This window comes from Pseudomonas triclosanedens (assembly GCF_026686735.1).
Lineage (GTDB): Bacteria > Pseudomonadota > Gammaproteobacteria > Pseudomonadales > Pseudomonadaceae > Pseudomonas > Pseudomonas triclosanedens.
Map to the genome: position 1 here is coordinate 877,003 of NZ_CP113432.1, position 15,755 is coordinate 892,757.

Annotated in this window: 11 protein-coding genes; all 11 read right to left on the minus strand. The window is 61.1% G+C overall.

The genetic code is table 11. The features are described from left to right. Positions 1-744: 744 nt before the first annotated feature. The 11 genes from OU419_RS04215 to OU419_RS04265 are packed head-to-tail and all read right to left on the minus strand — an operon-like array spanning position 745 to position 15,738. The gene (locus OU419_RS04215) at positions 745-1,566 is read right to left on the minus strand and encodes a hypothetical protein (protein ID WP_254471235.1); all 822 of its coding nucleotides are present in this window, start codon (positions 1,564-1,566) and stop codon (positions 745-747) included. Further along, a complete protein-coding gene (locus tag OU419_RS04220) occupies positions 1,566-4,277 on the minus strand; it encodes a glycoside hydrolase family 19 protein (protein WP_254471234.1) in 2,712 nt (903 codons plus the stop codon). The genes OU419_RS04215 and OU419_RS04220 overlap by 1 nt, the downstream gene beginning before the upstream one ends. A 60-nt stretch (positions 4,278-4,337) precedes the next feature. Next, a complete protein-coding gene (tssI, locus tag OU419_RS04225) occupies positions 4,338-6,377 on the minus strand; it encodes a type VI secretion system Vgr family protein (protein WP_254471233.1) in 2,040 nt (679 codons plus the stop codon). Between the two features lie 20 nt (positions 6,378-6,397). Next, complete coding sequence (locus tag OU419_RS04230; RefSeq protein WP_254471232.1) at positions 6,398-7,414, minus strand: serine/threonine-protein kinase; 1,017 nt, start codon at positions 7,412-7,414, stop codon at positions 6,398-6,400. Further along, positions 7,411-8,139 carry a PP2C family protein-serine/threonine phosphatase gene (locus OU419_RS04235; RefSeq protein ID WP_254471231.1) on the minus strand — a complete coding sequence of 243 codons (729 nt, stop codon included), beginning with the start codon at positions 8,137-8,139 and terminating at the stop codon, positions 7,411-7,413. The genes OU419_RS04230 and OU419_RS04235 overlap by 4 nt, the downstream gene beginning before the upstream one ends. Beyond that, positions 8,139-11,675 (minus strand): type VI secretion system membrane subunit TssM, encoded by a 3,537-nt coding sequence (gene tssM, locus OU419_RS04240; RefSeq protein WP_254471230.1) that lies wholly within the window; start codon positions 11,673-11,675, stop codon positions 8,139-8,141. Before tssM ends, OU419_RS04235 begins: the two co-directional genes overlap by 1 nt. Before the next feature lie 16 nt (positions 11,676-11,691). Continuing rightward, entirely contained in the window at positions 11,692-12,561 is an 870-nt protein-coding gene (gene icmH / locus OU419_RS04245) for a type IVB secretion system protein IcmH/DotU (RefSeq protein WP_254471229.1), read from the minus strand. A 4-nt stretch (positions 12,562-12,565) separates the two neighbouring features. Then, entirely contained in the window at positions 12,566-13,897 is a 1,332-nt protein-coding gene (tssK, locus tag OU419_RS04250) for a type VI secretion system baseplate subunit TssK (protein WP_254471228.1), read from the minus strand. Between the two features lie 2 nt (positions 13,898-13,899). After that, positions 13,900-14,388: a type VI secretion system lipoprotein TssJ gene (tssJ, locus tag OU419_RS04255; RefSeq protein ID WP_254471227.1), complete on the minus strand. Its 489-nt coding sequence runs from the start codon at positions 14,386-14,388 to the stop codon at positions 13,900-13,902. Beyond that, entirely contained in the window at positions 14,385-15,578 is a 1,194-nt protein-coding gene (gene tagH, locus OU419_RS04260; protein ID WP_254471226.1) for a type VI secretion system-associated FHA domain protein TagH, read from the minus strand. Before tagH ends, tssJ begins: the two co-directional genes overlap by 4 nt. Before the next feature lie 19 nt (positions 15,579-15,597). Continuing rightward, positions 15,598-15,738 carry a type VI secretion protein gene (locus tag OU419_RS04265; RefSeq protein ID WP_254471225.1) on the minus strand — a complete coding sequence of 47 codons (141 nt, stop codon included), beginning with the start codon at positions 15,736-15,738 and terminating at the stop codon, positions 15,598-15,600. Between the last annotated feature and the right edge of the window lie 17 nt (positions 15,739-15,755).

A 15,755-nucleotide genomic window follows, 5' to 3' on the forward strand; every position in this document is an offset into this window, starting at 1 on the left:
CCTGGTGACACGGGGCGCTCGATTTGTCTGAGGACATCATTTGTTAGAGATTTGAAATCTCACTGTCCTTGAGTTTTACAGATTGTATTCCGATATAGGCTTCATCGGTGACGTATATTTTTCCGGGGTCTTCGCAGGTTCCATTGAATATTTATTTTCCGTTGTTCCTAACTGTTTGGTGGTGGCTTGAAAGCCCTGTTTTCTCGAATGAATATGTATAAGGTCCGTTGGTGAGTCTCAGTGCGCGATTTATACCGTTGGAGTCGTTTGATTTGTATAATTTAAATTTCCCATTTGGTGTTGTTTCTTTTTTTGGGGACTTTGGCTCCACATTTTTCCCTGGGGTCCCGTATCGGTACTGAATGTATCCGGAGTTTGGCGATGTGTTCCCTTTGGCATAAATCGATGCGGTCTTCGGTATGGGAGGGTAAAGGGTGCAGCTTATATATATGGCTTCTCCTTTCACATACATGGTGTCGCTAAAGTCGACGTAAGGACCTTCCGCGAGTGAATTGTTTGAGCCTAAAGAGATTATTTCGATTGCGAGGATTCTTTTAGAATTCATTATTCTTTTCTTGCTAGATGTTCTGGAAGTGGTCATCCCATGCTTGTCAGATGTCGGCTTTTCGATTCGCAGTGATCATTGATCACGACGATTGACTCTGGACGCTATAGAGGCTTTATCTTTAGCGCTACTGCTGTTCTTTTGGGAAGATCTAAAAAATAGATCTGTCTGATTTTATTTCAAAGATCAAGATCAGAGCATTTTAGCCATTTTTCTATATTTCTTTTGGGGGATTTATACTTTATTAAGTACCAGCATTCTTCTGTGTCTGTGTCTGTGTCTGTGTCTGTGTCTGTGTCTGTGTCTGTGTCTGTGTCTGTGTCTGTGTCTGTGTAGTCAATAAGCTCAACTTGATCGTCTTTTATAAGGTACATCTTGGTTTTTTTTTGCTCGTTGGGCTCCGCGTAAAGCGGTGCTTTTGTTGCTTTTATTGTGGATATTATTTGTTTCCTTAATTCGTAGTCTTGACTGGGTGTTACCAGGGATTTTGTTGTGGATGAGTTTTCGAATTTTGTTCGGAAAACCTGGTCGCAATCAGCGCATTTGTCCCTTATTTCCAAGATTAATTTATTGGCTTTTATGCGGTATATTTCCTCGGTCCAGATCGCTGCATCTTTATATTTGCTTATTATTTTTTTGTTCTTTATTGAATAGTTGCACACTTCATTTTTCGGCGTTAGTGCTATTAAGGTTGAGTTGAGTTTGTCGGTTCGGTAGAGCTTTGAGCATATGTTCGGCGATCCCTCTGTGGATGCCGTGGCGGCCACGATTTTGGTTTCATTGTCTATGTTGCTGGTGGTGATATTTACATAGCCATTTTTTATGTCGGATTTAAATTGCTCTGGTAGCGTTATAGGTTGGCACGCTTGGGTGTTGCATATTTCTAATATAGGAGTGCCGCTTCTCTGAGAGAATGCCAGTTTGTCCTCCGATGAGTTTGCTAGAGGAAGATATGCCAGAGCTGAAATTGCTAATGCAATATATGCTAATTTTCGTTTCATCAGTTGAGTTCCCACTCTGTTTTGATTTTATGGAAGAATTCTGCTCTTTCGCTTAAACCGTTTGATCCGCCGTTTACTGCTTTTGTTATCAGCTCGACATTGTCCTTCTCGTTGTCTATTAATATATTTATATCGCCTTTGCAATCGTACTTTTGATAAAATGCGCCGGCATTTCGCCAGAACCAACAGGACGCATCGATAGCGTTGTGCATGTCGGTGGCGACCAATTCTGGGTGGGATACGAAATTAATTCCTCTGTATTCAGAGTATTTTCTGTAATTCTTCTTCCAGGTCAACTGTATCAAGCCTCTTCCTCGATACTTTGGGCCGTCGCCTATTTCGGTGTTTTCATTTGCTACGGCGCTAGGATGTACTCCAGGGTTATAGTTCGCACCGGAGCCAAATTCGAGAGTTGTTTCAAATCGAGCTGACTCATGAAAGCACTGCGACAAAAAGTGAGCCTGATAATATGGGGTGTTGATTTGGTACTTTTCTAAGCAGGAGTTTAAAATTGCAACGAACTCTTCTTTGTCATATTTATATATGTCAGGATAGTTGGTAGGGAACTCTTGCATAAAAGAGTTGCTTCCTCCTCTCCCTGTAAACCAGTCCCCAGTCTTGCTGAATACTTTTTCAATTAATTCTACTGTGATTATTTGTTTCTGTGGGCGTGAAAAGCTGCTTGTTAGTGCTATCGGCTGAAAATGCCACGCGTCAGCCGATTCTTGACTCTTTTTGTCGTCACTGAAATTTCTCCACCATAGTAGGGAATTTATTCTTTTTTTCTCTTTCACCCAATCATTTTCGCCTTCATCTGCCATATAGAAATTAAGTGCTTCCCACTTACTCAATCCTTCGTCAGCGTACCACTCACTTTCATACTGGGCGATCAATCTGCTGATGGATTGGGCGTGCCAAGGCTTTGATAGAGCATCGCGGATTTCCTCAGGAGTTAGCCTCCCATCCTTTTCCTTGATATCAATGATCTCGAAAAGCCGCTTTTGAATTGGTCCGCCTATGAAACTTTCGTTTTCGTTGACCTGTGCCTTGTAGTTGGTCTTCTCGCCGTCATCCAGAACACCGTCCGCTCTGAGCTTGCATACGTACTGGTCGCTCAGGGTGCTGGTTTCCTTGATGAAGTCGAAGCCCTCCCAGCTCCAGGGATGCAGGCGCGGTGTGATGATCTCGTCTTCCTTCACCCAGCCGCTGAGTGGGTTGCCGTCCTTGCCGGGCAGGTTGTCCAGCTTCCACCACTGTTGTGTGGTGGTGGTGCCGCCTGCCGTGGTGGACAGGGTGATCTTGCGGTCAGCCGGGAGGGCGTTGAGCACCGCCAGCGGGAAGATCATGTCGTACGCGGTGGGGTTGCCGGGGTCGGAAGGTTGCGGCGGGTTGTCCTTGCTGGCGCCTGGCTTGTCGATGACCTTGGTCTCGGACGGAATCTTCAGCAGTGTCTTCTGCTCGGGCTTGAGCTGTTCGGCGCGGGCGCGGCTCTTGGTGATGAAGGCTTCGATGTCGTCGCAGGTGAAGACTTCGAGGTGCAGCAGATCGTGGGCCTGGCCTTGCGATGCCGCCTGGTACTTGCCCAGGTGGCCGATCAGGGCGCCAGCGGTAATGGGCGCCGGCTCCGGCAGCACATGTACTGTATTGAGTGTTGGCGGCAGCGGTACGGCTTTCAGTGAATCGAAGTGAACGAAACCCTGGATATTGGCGGCACATTCAGGGCTCACCGGCGCGCTCAGACTGGAGGCCGTGATCGATTTGATCTTGCGGTATATACCGGTTCCGTCTTCCAGTTGAAGTTCAGTACCAACAGGTAGCACTGCCATTGCCGCCGAGTTGTGCTTGGCTTCCTTGCGTACCGTGAGCCCCTTGCCTGGTAACAACGACGCCTGGACGTCGTTGGCTTTCTGTCCAATCAGGAATACGTCGTCGCTCTCGGTGGGAGTCATTTCGCCGGTGAAGACCCAATGCTCGATTTCCGCGGCCAACGCCGGAAAGGGCTGTCCTTCCAGAATGCTGACGAGTTTCCGCCAGTTAGCGTTAATGGGCGATGCGGCGCCAACCTGCACCTTGCAGCCTTTGGGAATGATCGAGACCTTGTTCGCATGTGCCGGAGTGCCTGGCGCGCCGCCCCGAACGTAAAGGCCCGCGAAGTCATTGGTGGCGTGTTCTGCGCTGACTGCGTACTGGGTGGGACAAAGAAACGCCGGTGGCGTCGGCGCCCCCTCCTGCTTGTAGCTCTCCCAGTCCTTGAGATGCATGTACAGGCTGTAGAACGTCAGGTCGGGCTCCGGAGCTGGCGGCGTTGCCGGTGCGGGAGTTCCACCGGCGGGCGGAGCGGCGGCAGGCGCAGGGGGTAGTTCCAGGCGGTGCTTCACCAGCACGAAGCCTGTCGAGTAGATGACTTCCTTGGGCGTGCCGCTGCCGGTGTAGGTCAGCTTCTTGTAGCTCTCGTCGATGCGGTAGGCGACCACCACGCCATCGGCGATGCAACGCACGGAGGACTGGTCGAGCATCCCGGCGGTGTTCTGGTCGAAGTGCACGCCGCCATGCCAGAGGCCGTTGCTGGAGACCGGGTAGTAGCCGCTTTCGGCGGTCGCCAGGGCGTCGTAGTAGACCTGTGGATCGATGATTTCGGTGCTGGCGGCGCCGCCTTCGCCTTTGGCCTTGAAGGGGTAGGACCAGCGTTCGACTTTCTTCTGCTTTTCCATCTTGATGTTCCGTAATCAGTTCCATTGTGCCGGTGAGGTGGGGCCAGCCTTGCTTTGCGTTCAGAAGGAGAAATTGACTATCCGGCGCCTGGGACTGGTTAGGTCCAGCGGCACATTGATCAGTGCCTCTTCCATCTCTTTCCCTGCCTTGTCCGCATCCGCCGCGTTGGGTTGCAGCGGTGCCTTGATGCCGATGCCTGAGCCGTTGCCGGGCGAGCCGCCGGCGTTGATCTTGACCATCGGACCGACGAGGGTGACGCCGCTCGGGTCGAGCTTGATGAAGCTGCCAGCGGCCTTGAGGGTGATTTCCATGCCGGCTTCGACGACCAGCTTCTGCCCGGCCTTGAGATGGATTTCCTGGCCGGCGTCGATGAACTGGCCAGTGCCGAGCTTCACGTGCTGGTTGTTGGCGATGGTCAGGTGGTCGTCGGCGCGCAGTTCGGTCTTGCGGTCGGCGTGGGTGATGCGGTGTTCCTCGGCCCTGAATTCGCTGTAGGTGTTGGCCTCGACGGTATCGTGGCGCTCATGGCCGATGCGGATGCGCTGGTCATGTTCGATGTTCTCGTCCCAGTCGCGCTGGGCGTGGAGGAATATCTGCTCCTGGCCCTTGCGGTCTTCGATGCGCAGTTCGTTGTAGCCACCGCCGCCGGGGTAGCTGTTGGTCTTGAACACGCTGCGGGTCTTGTTGGCTGGCAGCGGGTAGGGCACCTGGTTCTCTGCGTGGTAGAGGCACCCGGATATCAGTGGCTGGTCGGGGTCGCCTTCAAGGAAGGTGACCAGCACTTCCATGCCCACGCGGGGAATGGCGATGCCGCCGTAGAGGTTGCCAGCCCAGCCGGAAGCGACCCGCAACCAGCAACTGGTCTTGTCGTCTGCCTGACCCTCTCGGTCCCAGAAGAATTGCACCTTCACCCGGCCATACTTGTCGCAGTGAATCTCCTCGCCGGCCGGGCCGGTGACCACGGCGCTCTGGTTGCCGAGCACCTTGGGCTTGGGATGGACGAGTGGTGGCCGGAACGGAACATCCCACGGAGTGGCCACGAAGCGGTTGCGATACCCCTGGTGGAAGTCGTCCTTGTGCTCGGTGGTGTCGCTGGTGGCGGACTCTTCCAGCACTTGCGGCTGCTTGCCTTCATGGTGGATTTCGGTAAGTAGCCAGAGGTCGTTCCATTCGCCGCGCGGGTGCTCGGAGAGTTCGAGGAAGTGGCCGCTGACCAGCTTTGGCTGATCGCCTTCGCCACGGGCCTGGCGATGATCGGCGCGATGGCGTTCGAGGGCGCGCTGGCTGAGGTGCTTGCCGCGCTCGCGGTCGGTGAAGCGGCCGGGGTAGTCGTAGTCTTCCAGGTCAGGCTCGCCTTTCGCCGATGGCTTGTGCGCAGCCTCCATCAGTACGTGGGGTTTCTCGAAGTCGTAGTCGCGGCGGGTGACGCGGCTGGTGCGGGCTTCCACGCCGAGGTTGAAGCGCTTGATCACCGGCAGGTCGGCGACCATGCCGGTATCGGGGATGTAGGGCGTGGGCTGGCCGAGGCGCGGGAAGGCGGTCTGGTCGTCGCCGAACACGAGGATGTGTCCCTCGCCGCTGTGCTGGAAGTGGTAGTGAATTCCCTCTTCCTCGCACAGGCGCTGGATGAAGTGCAGGTCGGACTCGTCGTACTGGGTGCAGTAGTCGCGCTTGGGGTAGACGGTCGGGCCGAGGCTGAACCGGTAGGCGTCAGCCAGGATGCCGTGCTCTTCGAGTACCGCTGCGATGATCTGCGGGACCGTCAGGTGCTGGAAGATGCGCTGGTTGATGCGGTGTGCAAGGTAGGCGAGTTGCGGCACCAGGGTTACCCGGTAGCGGCACAGGCGTTTTCCGGCGTCGCCCTGGGCGATGCGGTGGATCTGCCCGTGGATGCCGGCGCCGCCGGGAGAGAGGGCGAGGAATGCCCGCTTGTTCAGCAACTCGGCGAGCGGCAGGTCCGGACGTTCGCTGACCAGTTCGACGTCGAACCGGTAGGGTTGGCTGATGCCCTCGCTACCGTGGAATTCGAGGACTTGCAGGTCGTGCTCGATGCCGTCGATGCTGAGGCTGAAGTGAGTCTGGTTGGCCGGGTTGAACATGCTGGTGCTCCCTGTCCGAGTCATCCTTTGCGCCGCTGGAACCAGTGGCTGAAACGTCTGGCTGGTTGCGCGAGAAATGCTTTGCGCAGTTCGGCGGCGGTTATGTGGCGCCTACTTTCTTCCAGCGCCAATGCGGTACGCAGTGCTTGCCAGGTTGGCGCCGGCAGTTGGTCTGGTGCCTTGAGCTGCGCTTCCAGTTGCATGGCTTTGGCCTGCCGTGCGTTGAGCCGGCGATAGGGGTGATGGCCGCTGGCCAGTTCATGCAGCACGCAGGCCACGGCGAACAGGTCGCTGGCCGGCGACAGCGGGGCGCCATCGAGCAACTCCAGCGCGGCATAGCGCGGAGTCCACGCGCTGAAACGCTCGCGGGAGAGACGCGGCAGCCCTTCCAGCAAGCCTTCCTGGGCCTGTCCGAGGCCGTAGTCGAACAGTCGCGGGCCATCGTCGGCGAGCATCACGTTGCTGGGCTTGAGGTCGCCGTGGAGCACGCCGCGCTGGTGCGAATAGGCCAGGGCGTCGAGCAGGGCGAGCGCGATGTCACGGCACTCGTTCCACGGCAGGCCTTGCGGGCGTTCGCAGAGCAACTGGTCGAGCGTCAGGCCGCGCATCAGTTCCAGGGTGATGAAGGCGCGGCGGCAGGCGATGTCCATTTCGAAGCTGTGCAGGCGCACGATGTGCGGATGGCGCAGTCGCGTGGTGAGGGCGAACTCGCTGTAGAGCAACGCGCTGGCGTCGCAGTGTTCGGCGAATTCGTCGTTGAGCAGTTTCACCGCTACGTGGGGATCGGGATCGCCGAACTGTTCGCGCAGCAGGTCGCGGGCGCGGTAGACGGCGCCCATGCCGCCGACGCCGATCATCCGTTCGAGCCGGTAGCGCCCGCCGAGAACGTCGGGCAGGGGCGGTAGTGGCTCGGTTTCGGCGGCGGTCGGCTGCGGTGGCTCCTGAGGTTGTTCGAGGAAGGCAAAGTAGGTGAGGTTGCCAGCCTCGGCGACGCCTTCCAGCGCGGTGGAGGCCAGGGGCTGGTTCTGGCTGGTCATTGGCGGATCACCACGGCGGTCAGGTTGTCGCGGGCGGGGCCTTGCAGGGCGTGGTCGAACAGACGCTCCAGGGCCGCGCGGGGCGAGGCGAGACTCATGGAGAGTCCCAGCGCTTCCTGTGTGATGGCCTGGTAGAGACCATCGCTGCACAGCAGGAAGACGTCGCCGGGATGAACCTTGAGCTCGAGGACTTCCAGCGCCAGTTCGTCGCTGGCGCCGACGGCGCGGGTGAGGGCGTGCGCCGATGGGTGCTTGCGTGCCTCGTCCGGGCTGACGCCCTGCTCGTCGATGAGTTGCTGTTGCAGGGAGTGGTCGCGGGTGAGCTGATAGAGGCGGCTGCCGCGCCAAAGGTAGCAGCGGCTGTCGCCGGCCCAGACGCATGCCGCGCGATCGCCTTCCAGCAGCAGGGCGGCGACGGTGCTGCCCATGATCTGTGGGGGGCGGTCATGGGGGACGGTCAGCTCCTGGCCCAGCCGGCGGTTGAGCCAGTGCAGGCACTGGCGCAACTGGCGGACACGCAGTTCGTAACCGCCTTCCATCGGCAACTCGGCGAGGCTTTCGACGATCAGACGGCTGGCACGGTCGCCGCGCAGGTGGCCGCCCATGCCGTCGGCTACGACCCATAGCCCGTGCTCTGGGATGTCTAGGAAGGCATCCTCGTTGCGCGCACGGACCTTGCCCGGGTCCGTGCGTGCGGCACTGCGCCAGCGTGTTGCGACCTGCATCAGAGCGCCACCGGCAGGCGGAAGTTGCGCAGGTTGCCGAGGTCGAATGGGTTCGGCGAACGCTGTGCAAGCACCAGGTAATTGGCGCGCAGGCCGCCGAGATCGGCCTTCAGCATCAGCACGTCGCGGCCGCGCAGGTACTCGCTCTGCATCTGGTCGAACAGGCGGAAGAGTGACCACGGGCCGGTGTTCTTCTCCAGGCTCACCCGGCGGCCGCCGAGTTCTTCGAGTACCAGGCTGGTGCGTCCGTCGTTGGCGTCGCTGGGCCACTTGAAGGCGACCGGCACGATGGGGCCGTGGCGGTACTCCAGTTGCTGGTCGCCGAAGCGGAAGTCGGCCCGGCTGAGGCTGGAGTCGATCGAGTAGGGCTCCAGTTTGAACTGCACCTGTGGCTCGGCCGGGTTTTCCGCGAAGAAGCTGCGGCGGATCGCCTGGGCGTACCCCATCTGTTCGAGGAAGGCGCGCGACATGGGCAGGGTGTGGCCGTCGACGCTGCGCAGCTTGTAGTTGCCCGGATCGCCGCTGACGAAGGGGTGCAGGTAGGTTTCGAAGAAGCGGTCGGCGACGCCCTGGGCCTTGAAGAATTCCCGGAAGTCGGCGATGGCGACATCGCTGCTGCTTTGCTGGTTGAACGGATAGCGCTTGTTGATGGCCTTGAAGTAGAAGCTGTATAGCTCGGCCTGATAGCGCTGGTTGAGGTAGCGGTAGGCGTCGCCCAGCACCAGCGTCCAACTGTCTTCGGCCAGCAGGTTGAACCAGCCGTTGATCGGTTGCGGCAGGCGTGCGGCGGCGTTGCGCAGGTTGGCCAGCGCATCGGTCTGGCCGCTCATCCGGCCACGGGCCATCTCGAAGGCCATCTGCTCTGGCTGGCTGGCGCGGGCGAGACCGGCCAGTTGCAGTTGCAGGTCGTTGAGCGCCTGCATCAGCGAGGTGAGGTCGGCCGTCGGGCCGCCATTGTCGTCGAGCAGGCGATGCAGCGGTTCGAAGCGGCGCTGCATGGCTTGCCGGGCGGTGTCCGGCAGGCTTTTGGCCAGGGCGTCCTGCGCCTGTCCGGCAGCGGCGGCTGCGAGTTTGCCGACCTTGCCCACCTTGCCGCCGGCTTCGGCCGCGGCGTTGGCCACGTCGCCTGCGGCCTCGGTGCTTTCGGCAAGGCCCGGGATGCGCGTGTTGTCGCGGATCTCGACCAGCAGTTGCAGCAGCGGTGAGTTGGCGGCGGTGAGGCCGGCCACTTCTTCGGCGCCCTTGTCAGCTTCGGTTACCGGCTGAAGTTGCACGCGGTTGATCGCTTCGCTCCAGAAGTTGGCGTAGTCGCGGAAGTACAGTTGCTGCAACTCGACCATCAGGCGGCTGAGGTCTTGTCCGCTGAGACTGCTGCCTTCGCCGAGCACCCAGTTGTCGCGCAGGATGTCGCGCACCATCGGTGCGCCCTGGGCGACGAAGTACTGCTGGTAGCCACGCTGGGTGTAGAAGCCGGGGATCACGTAGTCGGTGCCTGAGAACAGTGCGCCCTGCGGGCCGAGGTGCTGGCCCAGGCGATACTCCGGCAGGCTGCGGGCCTGTTCGCGCAGTACGCGGTAGACCACGCTGGCCAGGGACTCGCTGCGCAGGACCTGGCGCGCCTGGGCGACCAGTGGCTCGTTCAGCGGGTAGACGAAGGGTTGCTCCAGCAGACGCGCGAAGTGCGTGCCCAGTCCGTTCTGTACGACGGCTTCGCCGCTGTAGCGCAGCGACCAGTCGGCGCCCATCCAGTCCTTCAGGAAGTCGGCATCACGGCGCTCGGGAAGGTTGAGCATCAGGTAGGCGCGCAGGCTGCCAAGCAGGCGTTCGCGGTCATTCAGGTTGGCGCGGATCTGTCCTTCCAGTGTGAGCGCTACGCGGGGCAGCAACTGGCTTTCCAGCTCGCGCTGGTAGGCCGCCTGAAGGACCGGCGTACTGTCGTCGCCCTGGTACAGGCCGCCGCGCTCATGCAGCGAGACGTCGCCCTTGGGCGGGAAGACCTGGCTGGCCGCGTAACTGGTGTCCAGAGACTTGAGCGCGGTTCGGGCGTCGTCCTGGGGCGTCAGCGCGGTGTGCTGGCGTTGCAGTTGCTGACTCAGGTCGCGCACCTGCTCCAGGCGTGCATGGTTGGCGGAGAAGCCGCTGGCCCAGAGCAGGCCGAAGATGCCGAGGAATGCCAGGGCTCCGGCGTAGACCGCCCGCTGGCCCCAGTGGATGCGGCGGGTTTCGCGCTTGTCCAGCCCGGCGAGGTTCGCCTCGGGGAAGATCACCCGGGAGAACAGGTGGTGGATGAAGCGCGAGCGACCGTGACGCAAGGTGGGCAGCTTGACGTTGGCCATGCCCAGGTTTGCGCAGATGCCGGCGGTGTCTTCGTCCACCTGTTGGACCAGGTACGGAGCGCTGCTCAGGTAGAAGCCACGCAACTGGCTGGCGCGCTGGTAGCGGTTGCCGGTGAAGGCGGCGTCGACGAACAGGTTCAGGCGATCGCCGATCTGCGCGAGCTGGTGTGGGAAGTCGAGGATGCGGCCACGGCGCTGGGTGTCGCGCTCCTGGTGCATGCGCAGGATCACCTGGCTGTTCAGGCGCCGCAGCAGCTCTTCGAATTCCTGGCGCAGGACGCCGATGTCGGTGCCGTTCTGTTCCTTGCGGAAGCTGACGCCGAGGACCTGGTCGCTTTCCTCCCGCGACAGTTGGTCGAAGAATTCGTCGAAGCCGAGGATCTGGTCGGCTTTGCTCAGTACCAGGTACACCGGCGCGTCGACGTGCAGGCGCTGATGGATGTCCTGCAGGCGGCTGCGGGTCTGGCGGGCCAGTTCAGTCAGCTCCTGCTCGCTGCCGCCCTGCAGCAGCTCCACCGGCAGGTTGACCAGCACGCCGTTCAGCGGCCGAGTGCGGCGGCGCTTGCGCAACAGGCCGAGCAGGGTATTCCAGGCGCTGGTGTCGACTTCGCCGTCGGTTTGGGTGAGATAGCGGCCAGCGGTGTCGATCAGGACGCCGTGCTCGGCGAAGTACCAGTCGCAGTGGCGGGTGCCGCTGGTGTCGCGGGTGAGCTGGCGCTCGATCTTGTTGATCGGGAAGTCCAGCCCGGAGAAGTCCAGCAGGCTGGTCTTGCCGCTGCCCTGCGGGCCTATCAGCAGGTACCACGGCAGGTCGTTGCGCCAGCGTTCGCTGCGTCCACGGTAGAGACTGGAGGTTTTCAGCGTGTGCATGGCGTCCTTGAAGCGCACACGCAGTTCCTGTTGCTCTTCGCTGATCTGTTCCTGACGGCGCAGGCGCTCCCGGCCATCGTCGGTGGACTTTTCCTTTTCTCGGTTGCGGAGTGCGTTCCAACTGACGAAGACCATGAACAGGCCCCAGCAGAGGAACAGTGCCGCGATAGTCAGCAGACGAGAGCTGGTACTCGCCCAGAACTTGTGCTCGGCGACTGCCAGCAGCGGGCCGGCGAACCACACCAGCAATGCCAGGACCAGCACTAGCAGGAGGCTCCAGACCCAGGTTCGGCGCAGGATGACGCCCAGCTTCTTGAGGAAGTTCTTCATCACACCAGTCCCTGTGTTACGACTTGGATTCGACCGCTGCCGGGTCGAGTTGCTGATAGGGTTGCAGCACGTTGTCGCGCTGTTCGCCGAGCACCCAGGCGAAGCCCGAATACATCACCCCCAGGCAGACCACGGTGAACAGCGCCACCATCCACCACGGCACTATTCGCACCAGGCTGCGGCGCTTGTCGCGCAGGCCTTCCCAATGCGGCGACAGTTCGCGGGGCACGTCACCGCGCAGTTGGCGAATCTGCCGGTAGAGGCTGTCGCGGATGGCTTCGAGTTCAAGCATTCCGCGCTGCTTCACCTGGTACTTGCCCTCGAATCCCAGCGCCAGACACAGGTACATCAGCTCCAGCATGGGCAGGTGCTTCACCGGGTTGCTCGACAGGCGCTCGAGCAACTGGAAGAACTTCTCGCCGCCGAAGGTCTCGTTGTGGAAATTGCTCAACAGGCTCATCTGCGACCACTCGCTTTCCTTGCCCCATGAGGTGGAGACCACCGCTTCGTCGAGGACCGTACAGAGCACGTAGCGGGCCGCCATCACCTGGCTGCTTTCCCCGCCTTCCTGGAGTGCACGCAGCTCGAACTGCTTGATGCCTGTGGCGAGGCGGCGGTTCAGTGGCTGCAACTCCTCGACTTTGGACGAGTGCTTGAGCCGTACCACCTCCGAGAGCAGTTCGGCGGCGGCGGCCACCAGCGGGTTGAGGCTGATGTTGAAGCTTTCCTCCGGGCGCAGGCGGGCGGCGTAGATCATGCGTTCCTGGAGCTGTTCGAAGCGTGGCGGCTCGGCGAAGTCGGTGAGAGGGCTACGCGAGTTGCTGTCGCCTTCGTGGTCGAGCAGGACGGTCTTGTCATCCTGGCGGTAATCCATTTCCTTGATCATGCGCTCAGTTCCTGATGGCCCAGAACTTCAGTTCGAGTCCGGCGAATTCGCCGGATACGTGGAAGGCGAAGCCGCCGGAGCGTTCCAGCTGCGTCTGTTCTTCCTGGCTGAGTTCGAGGATGAAATAGGTCTTGTTGGCGTGGAACGGGATCTGTCTTGGCGCCACGGGCAGCGGTTTGATGCGGATCCCTGGCAGGTGCAGGTTGACCAGTTGGCGGATGCGCTCCACCGGGCCGGCCTTGAGGTGCGCCGGCAATCGCTGACGCAGTTCCTCGGCCTCGCACTGCGCGCTGGCGGCGAGCACGAAAGAGGCGCTGGTGAGCAACTTGTGGTCGTGCAGCGGCGAAACCAGGATGCCGTACTGGCGTTGTTGCAGGACCAGTTCGATGGCGTGCTGTTCGAGCACCATCGACAGCACCTGGCGAATTGCTTCCATCAGCTTGCGGAAGCTGGCGCCCTGGTCGCTGTGCTGGTAGCGGCCGTCCAGGCGCGGGCGCTTGCTGTCGCTGGAGAAGGTCGCCAGGTCGCCAAGCATGGCCAGCAGCGTGCGGTATACCTCTTCCGGATGGACCTGCTCCAGATCGAGGCAGTGGCGCAGTACCAGTTCGGTGCGGTTGATCAACTGCAGCATCATGAAGTCGCCGACCTCCGCGCCGCCCACCTTGCCGGTGGAGCGAATGCGATCGGCCAGGGTGTCGCCACGATGCCCGAGCATGCTGATGACTTCCTTCAGGCACGACAGCAGATAGGCGCTTTCGTGGAAGTGCAGATGGCTGGGGATGAAGTCCGGGTCGAGGGTGATCCGGCCGTCGGGCGAGGTATCGAGCACATCGCAGAGCTTCAGTCGCACATACGCCTGGTCGTTGCGCTGCTCGCCGAGCAGCAGGCGGAAATCGGCGTGGCCGCAGGTGACCTGGCTGCTGGAGCTGTCGCCGGCGTTGCAGTCGGCGACCTCCTGTTCCTTGGTGGTGTAGCGCGCCAGGACGTCGAGCTGTTCCGGGCGGCGTGCCTCGATGTGGTTGCCGGTGACCAGCGGCAGTGCAAGGTACACCGGGGTGCTGCTGGTGTTCGGCGGTATGTCCAGGGCCAGTGGCTCGTCTCGGCTGCCGAGGTCGAACAGCGAGCCGTCGGGGAGGACGCCGGATGCGTGGCTGATCACCAGCTTGCCGGTAGCGAGGAACTGCGTGTCGATTTCCAGGCCGAAGAAGCCCCAGTTGTAGCGGCCCAGAAGGCGGGTGCGGGTCTTGAGCTGATGGTCGTGGTAGCGGTCGCTTTGCTGGAAGTGTTGCGGGCGCAGGAGCATGCCTTCGCGCCAGATGACTTTATGCGCGGCCATGTTCAGTCATCCTTCTTCGCGGTTTCGGCTTGCTGGATGCCGTTCTGCTCCAGGCGCAGCTCGGCTCGGGTGAGCTTCACCGGCGTCAGCGCGACGACATAGCGCCAACGGGTTTCCGGCAGGTCGCGATAGGCGGCGAGCACACCGACGTAGCGGCTGCCTTCTTTGACGCTGAGCTTCAGTTCGCGGGTTTCGCCGGGGCGTAGCTCCAGCTCCTCGCTGACCACCAGGTCGGGGGACAGCGAATCCTTGGCGCGCTCGTAGAGGCTGAAGAAATCCGCGTTCTCGAAGGCCACCGGGTTCTTCAGTTCCATCAGGCGTACGACGATGGGGGAGGGGCGCCCGTCGAGGTCCGGGTTGAGCTGGTCGCTGGCCGTGAGGGTCAGGTCGAGCTTCGTCATCTTCGAGTAGGGCGACAACGCCGAGCAGGCGCTGGTCAGCAGGACCAGCGCCAGCAGGGCAATGGATTTGACTGGGGACATGCGGGTCATCCTTGGGTATCGCTGTTGAGGGTGCCGATCAGCCGGACCTGTTCCTCGTAGGCCTGGGCGAAATCGCGGGCGAGCAGGCGCTCGCTCCATTCTTCGTCCTGACGCAGGGACTGGTGGTAGCGCCCGTAGGCACGCCAGCGGCCGCTGGCGCCGGAAAGGCGGGATACCTGGCCGTCGCGTTCGAAGCGCAGGGATAGTTGTTCCGGTGCGAAGTGTTCGAGCGTGCTGCGTACTGCCGCGCGGCTTGCACTGAGCAGGGCGACCTGGTGTGCCTGGAGGTCGCGGAAGGCACGTGCGACGGCTAGCTCGGCCGACGGCTGGCCTTGCTTGCCGCGCAACAGAGTCGCGAGTGCTTCGCGGCTGTCGGTGCTCTGCTTGAGCGGATTGGCGCTGGGGCCCTGGGCGGTGGTGAGTGCCAGACGCAGCTCGTTCTTCAGCTCGGTGCGGGTACGCAGGCTCTGCTGCAGGCCGGCGACGCACTGGCGCAGCAGACGGGCGGCCTGCAGGGCGAGCGCCTCGCGAACGTCGTGGTCGAGAGTGTCGAGGTCGACTCCCAGCTCCGCGCCGTAGCGTTGCCAGAAGCCTTCGGTCTGACGCTCCACGGCATGCTCCGGGGCGGGCTGGGGAGCAGGCGGTGCCGGTACCAACTGCGGCAGCGGCAGGCTTTCCATGTCGATGGGGGCGTAGTCAGCCTGTAGGCTGGTGCTCGCCTGGGTCTTGCCGAGCATGCTGAAGTCGTCGCTCTCGGCGTAGATGCGCTCCTGCTGGTCGATGGCGACGAGCGGGTCGAGGTCGAGGAAGGCGTCATCGGGAATGATGCTGCCGGCGGCGCGCGGACGGCCAATCTCGTCGTCGAATCGTGCCGGGTCCTGCACCAGGCGGGCGCGGATCTCGAACTCGCCCAGGCAGTACACCGCTCCATGCTCGATACGCTGCGGCTCATCGCGGCGAAGGCGGGCGCCGCTGTCCTTGAGGCGGACGCCGTTGCTGCTGGTGTCGGTGAGGAAGAACGCGCCGTCGCGATAGCTGATCTGCGCGTGATGGCCGGACAGGTGGCGGCGGCTGTCGGGGATCACCCAATCACAGTCCTCGCCCCGGCCGATGATGCCGCCAGTCTCCTTGAAGGTTTTGCTGGTGAGCAGCTCGCGCGTGATTTGCGGAACGTTCACCATTTCGAATACCAGTTCCATGGTCGTGTGCTCCTTGGCCTCAGTTGCCGCGATTGACCGTCTGCGGCTCGCCCAGCGGGCGGTATTCCTTGTCGTTGAATTTGTAGTTGCCGCTGCACCCACCCAGCGCGAGCAGGGCGGCGAGGGCGAGCAGGGCTGAGCGTCGGGCGAGAGGGGACATCAGACGACCTCCGGTGT

Coding starts and splice junctions, on each gene's coding strand:
- OU419_RS04215 (WP_254471235.1), bottom strand. CDS start 1,566: ATGAAACGAAAATTAGCATATATTGCATTAGCAATTTCAGCTCTGGCA.
- OU419_RS04220 (WP_254471234.1), bottom strand. CDS start 4,277: ATGGAAAAGCAGAAGAAAGTCGAACGCTGGTCCTACCCCTTCAAGGCC.
- tssI (WP_254471233.1), bottom strand. CDS start 6,377: ATGTTCAACCCGGCCAACCAGACTCACTTCAGCCTCAGCATCGACGGC.
- OU419_RS04230 (WP_254471232.1), bottom strand. CDS start 7,414: ATGACCAGCCAGAACCAGCCCCTGGCCTCCACCGCGCTGGAAGGCGTC.
- OU419_RS04235 (WP_254471231.1), bottom strand. CDS start 8,139: ATGCAGGTCGCAACACGCTGGCGCAGTGCCGCACGCACGGACCCGGGC.
- tssM (WP_254471230.1), bottom strand. CDS start 11,675: ATGAAGAACTTCCTCAAGAAGCTGGGCGTCATCCTGCGCCGAACCTGG.
- icmH (WP_254471229.1), bottom strand. CDS start 12,561: ATGATCAAGGAAATGGATTACCGCCAGGATGACAAGACCGTCCTGCTC.
- tssK (WP_254471228.1), bottom strand. CDS start 13,897: ATGGCCGCGCATAAAGTCATCTGGCGCGAAGGCATGCTCCTGCGCCCG.
- tssJ (WP_254471227.1), bottom strand. CDS start 14,388: ATGACCCGCATGTCCCCAGTCAAATCCATTGCCCTGCTGGCGCTGGTC.
- tagH (WP_254471226.1), bottom strand. CDS start 15,578: ATGGAACTGGTATTCGAAATGGTGAACGTTCCGCAAATCACGCGCGAG.
- OU419_RS04265 (WP_254471225.1), bottom strand. CDS start 15,738: ATGTCCCCTCTCGCCCGACGCTCAGCCCTGCTCGCCCTCGCCGCCCTG.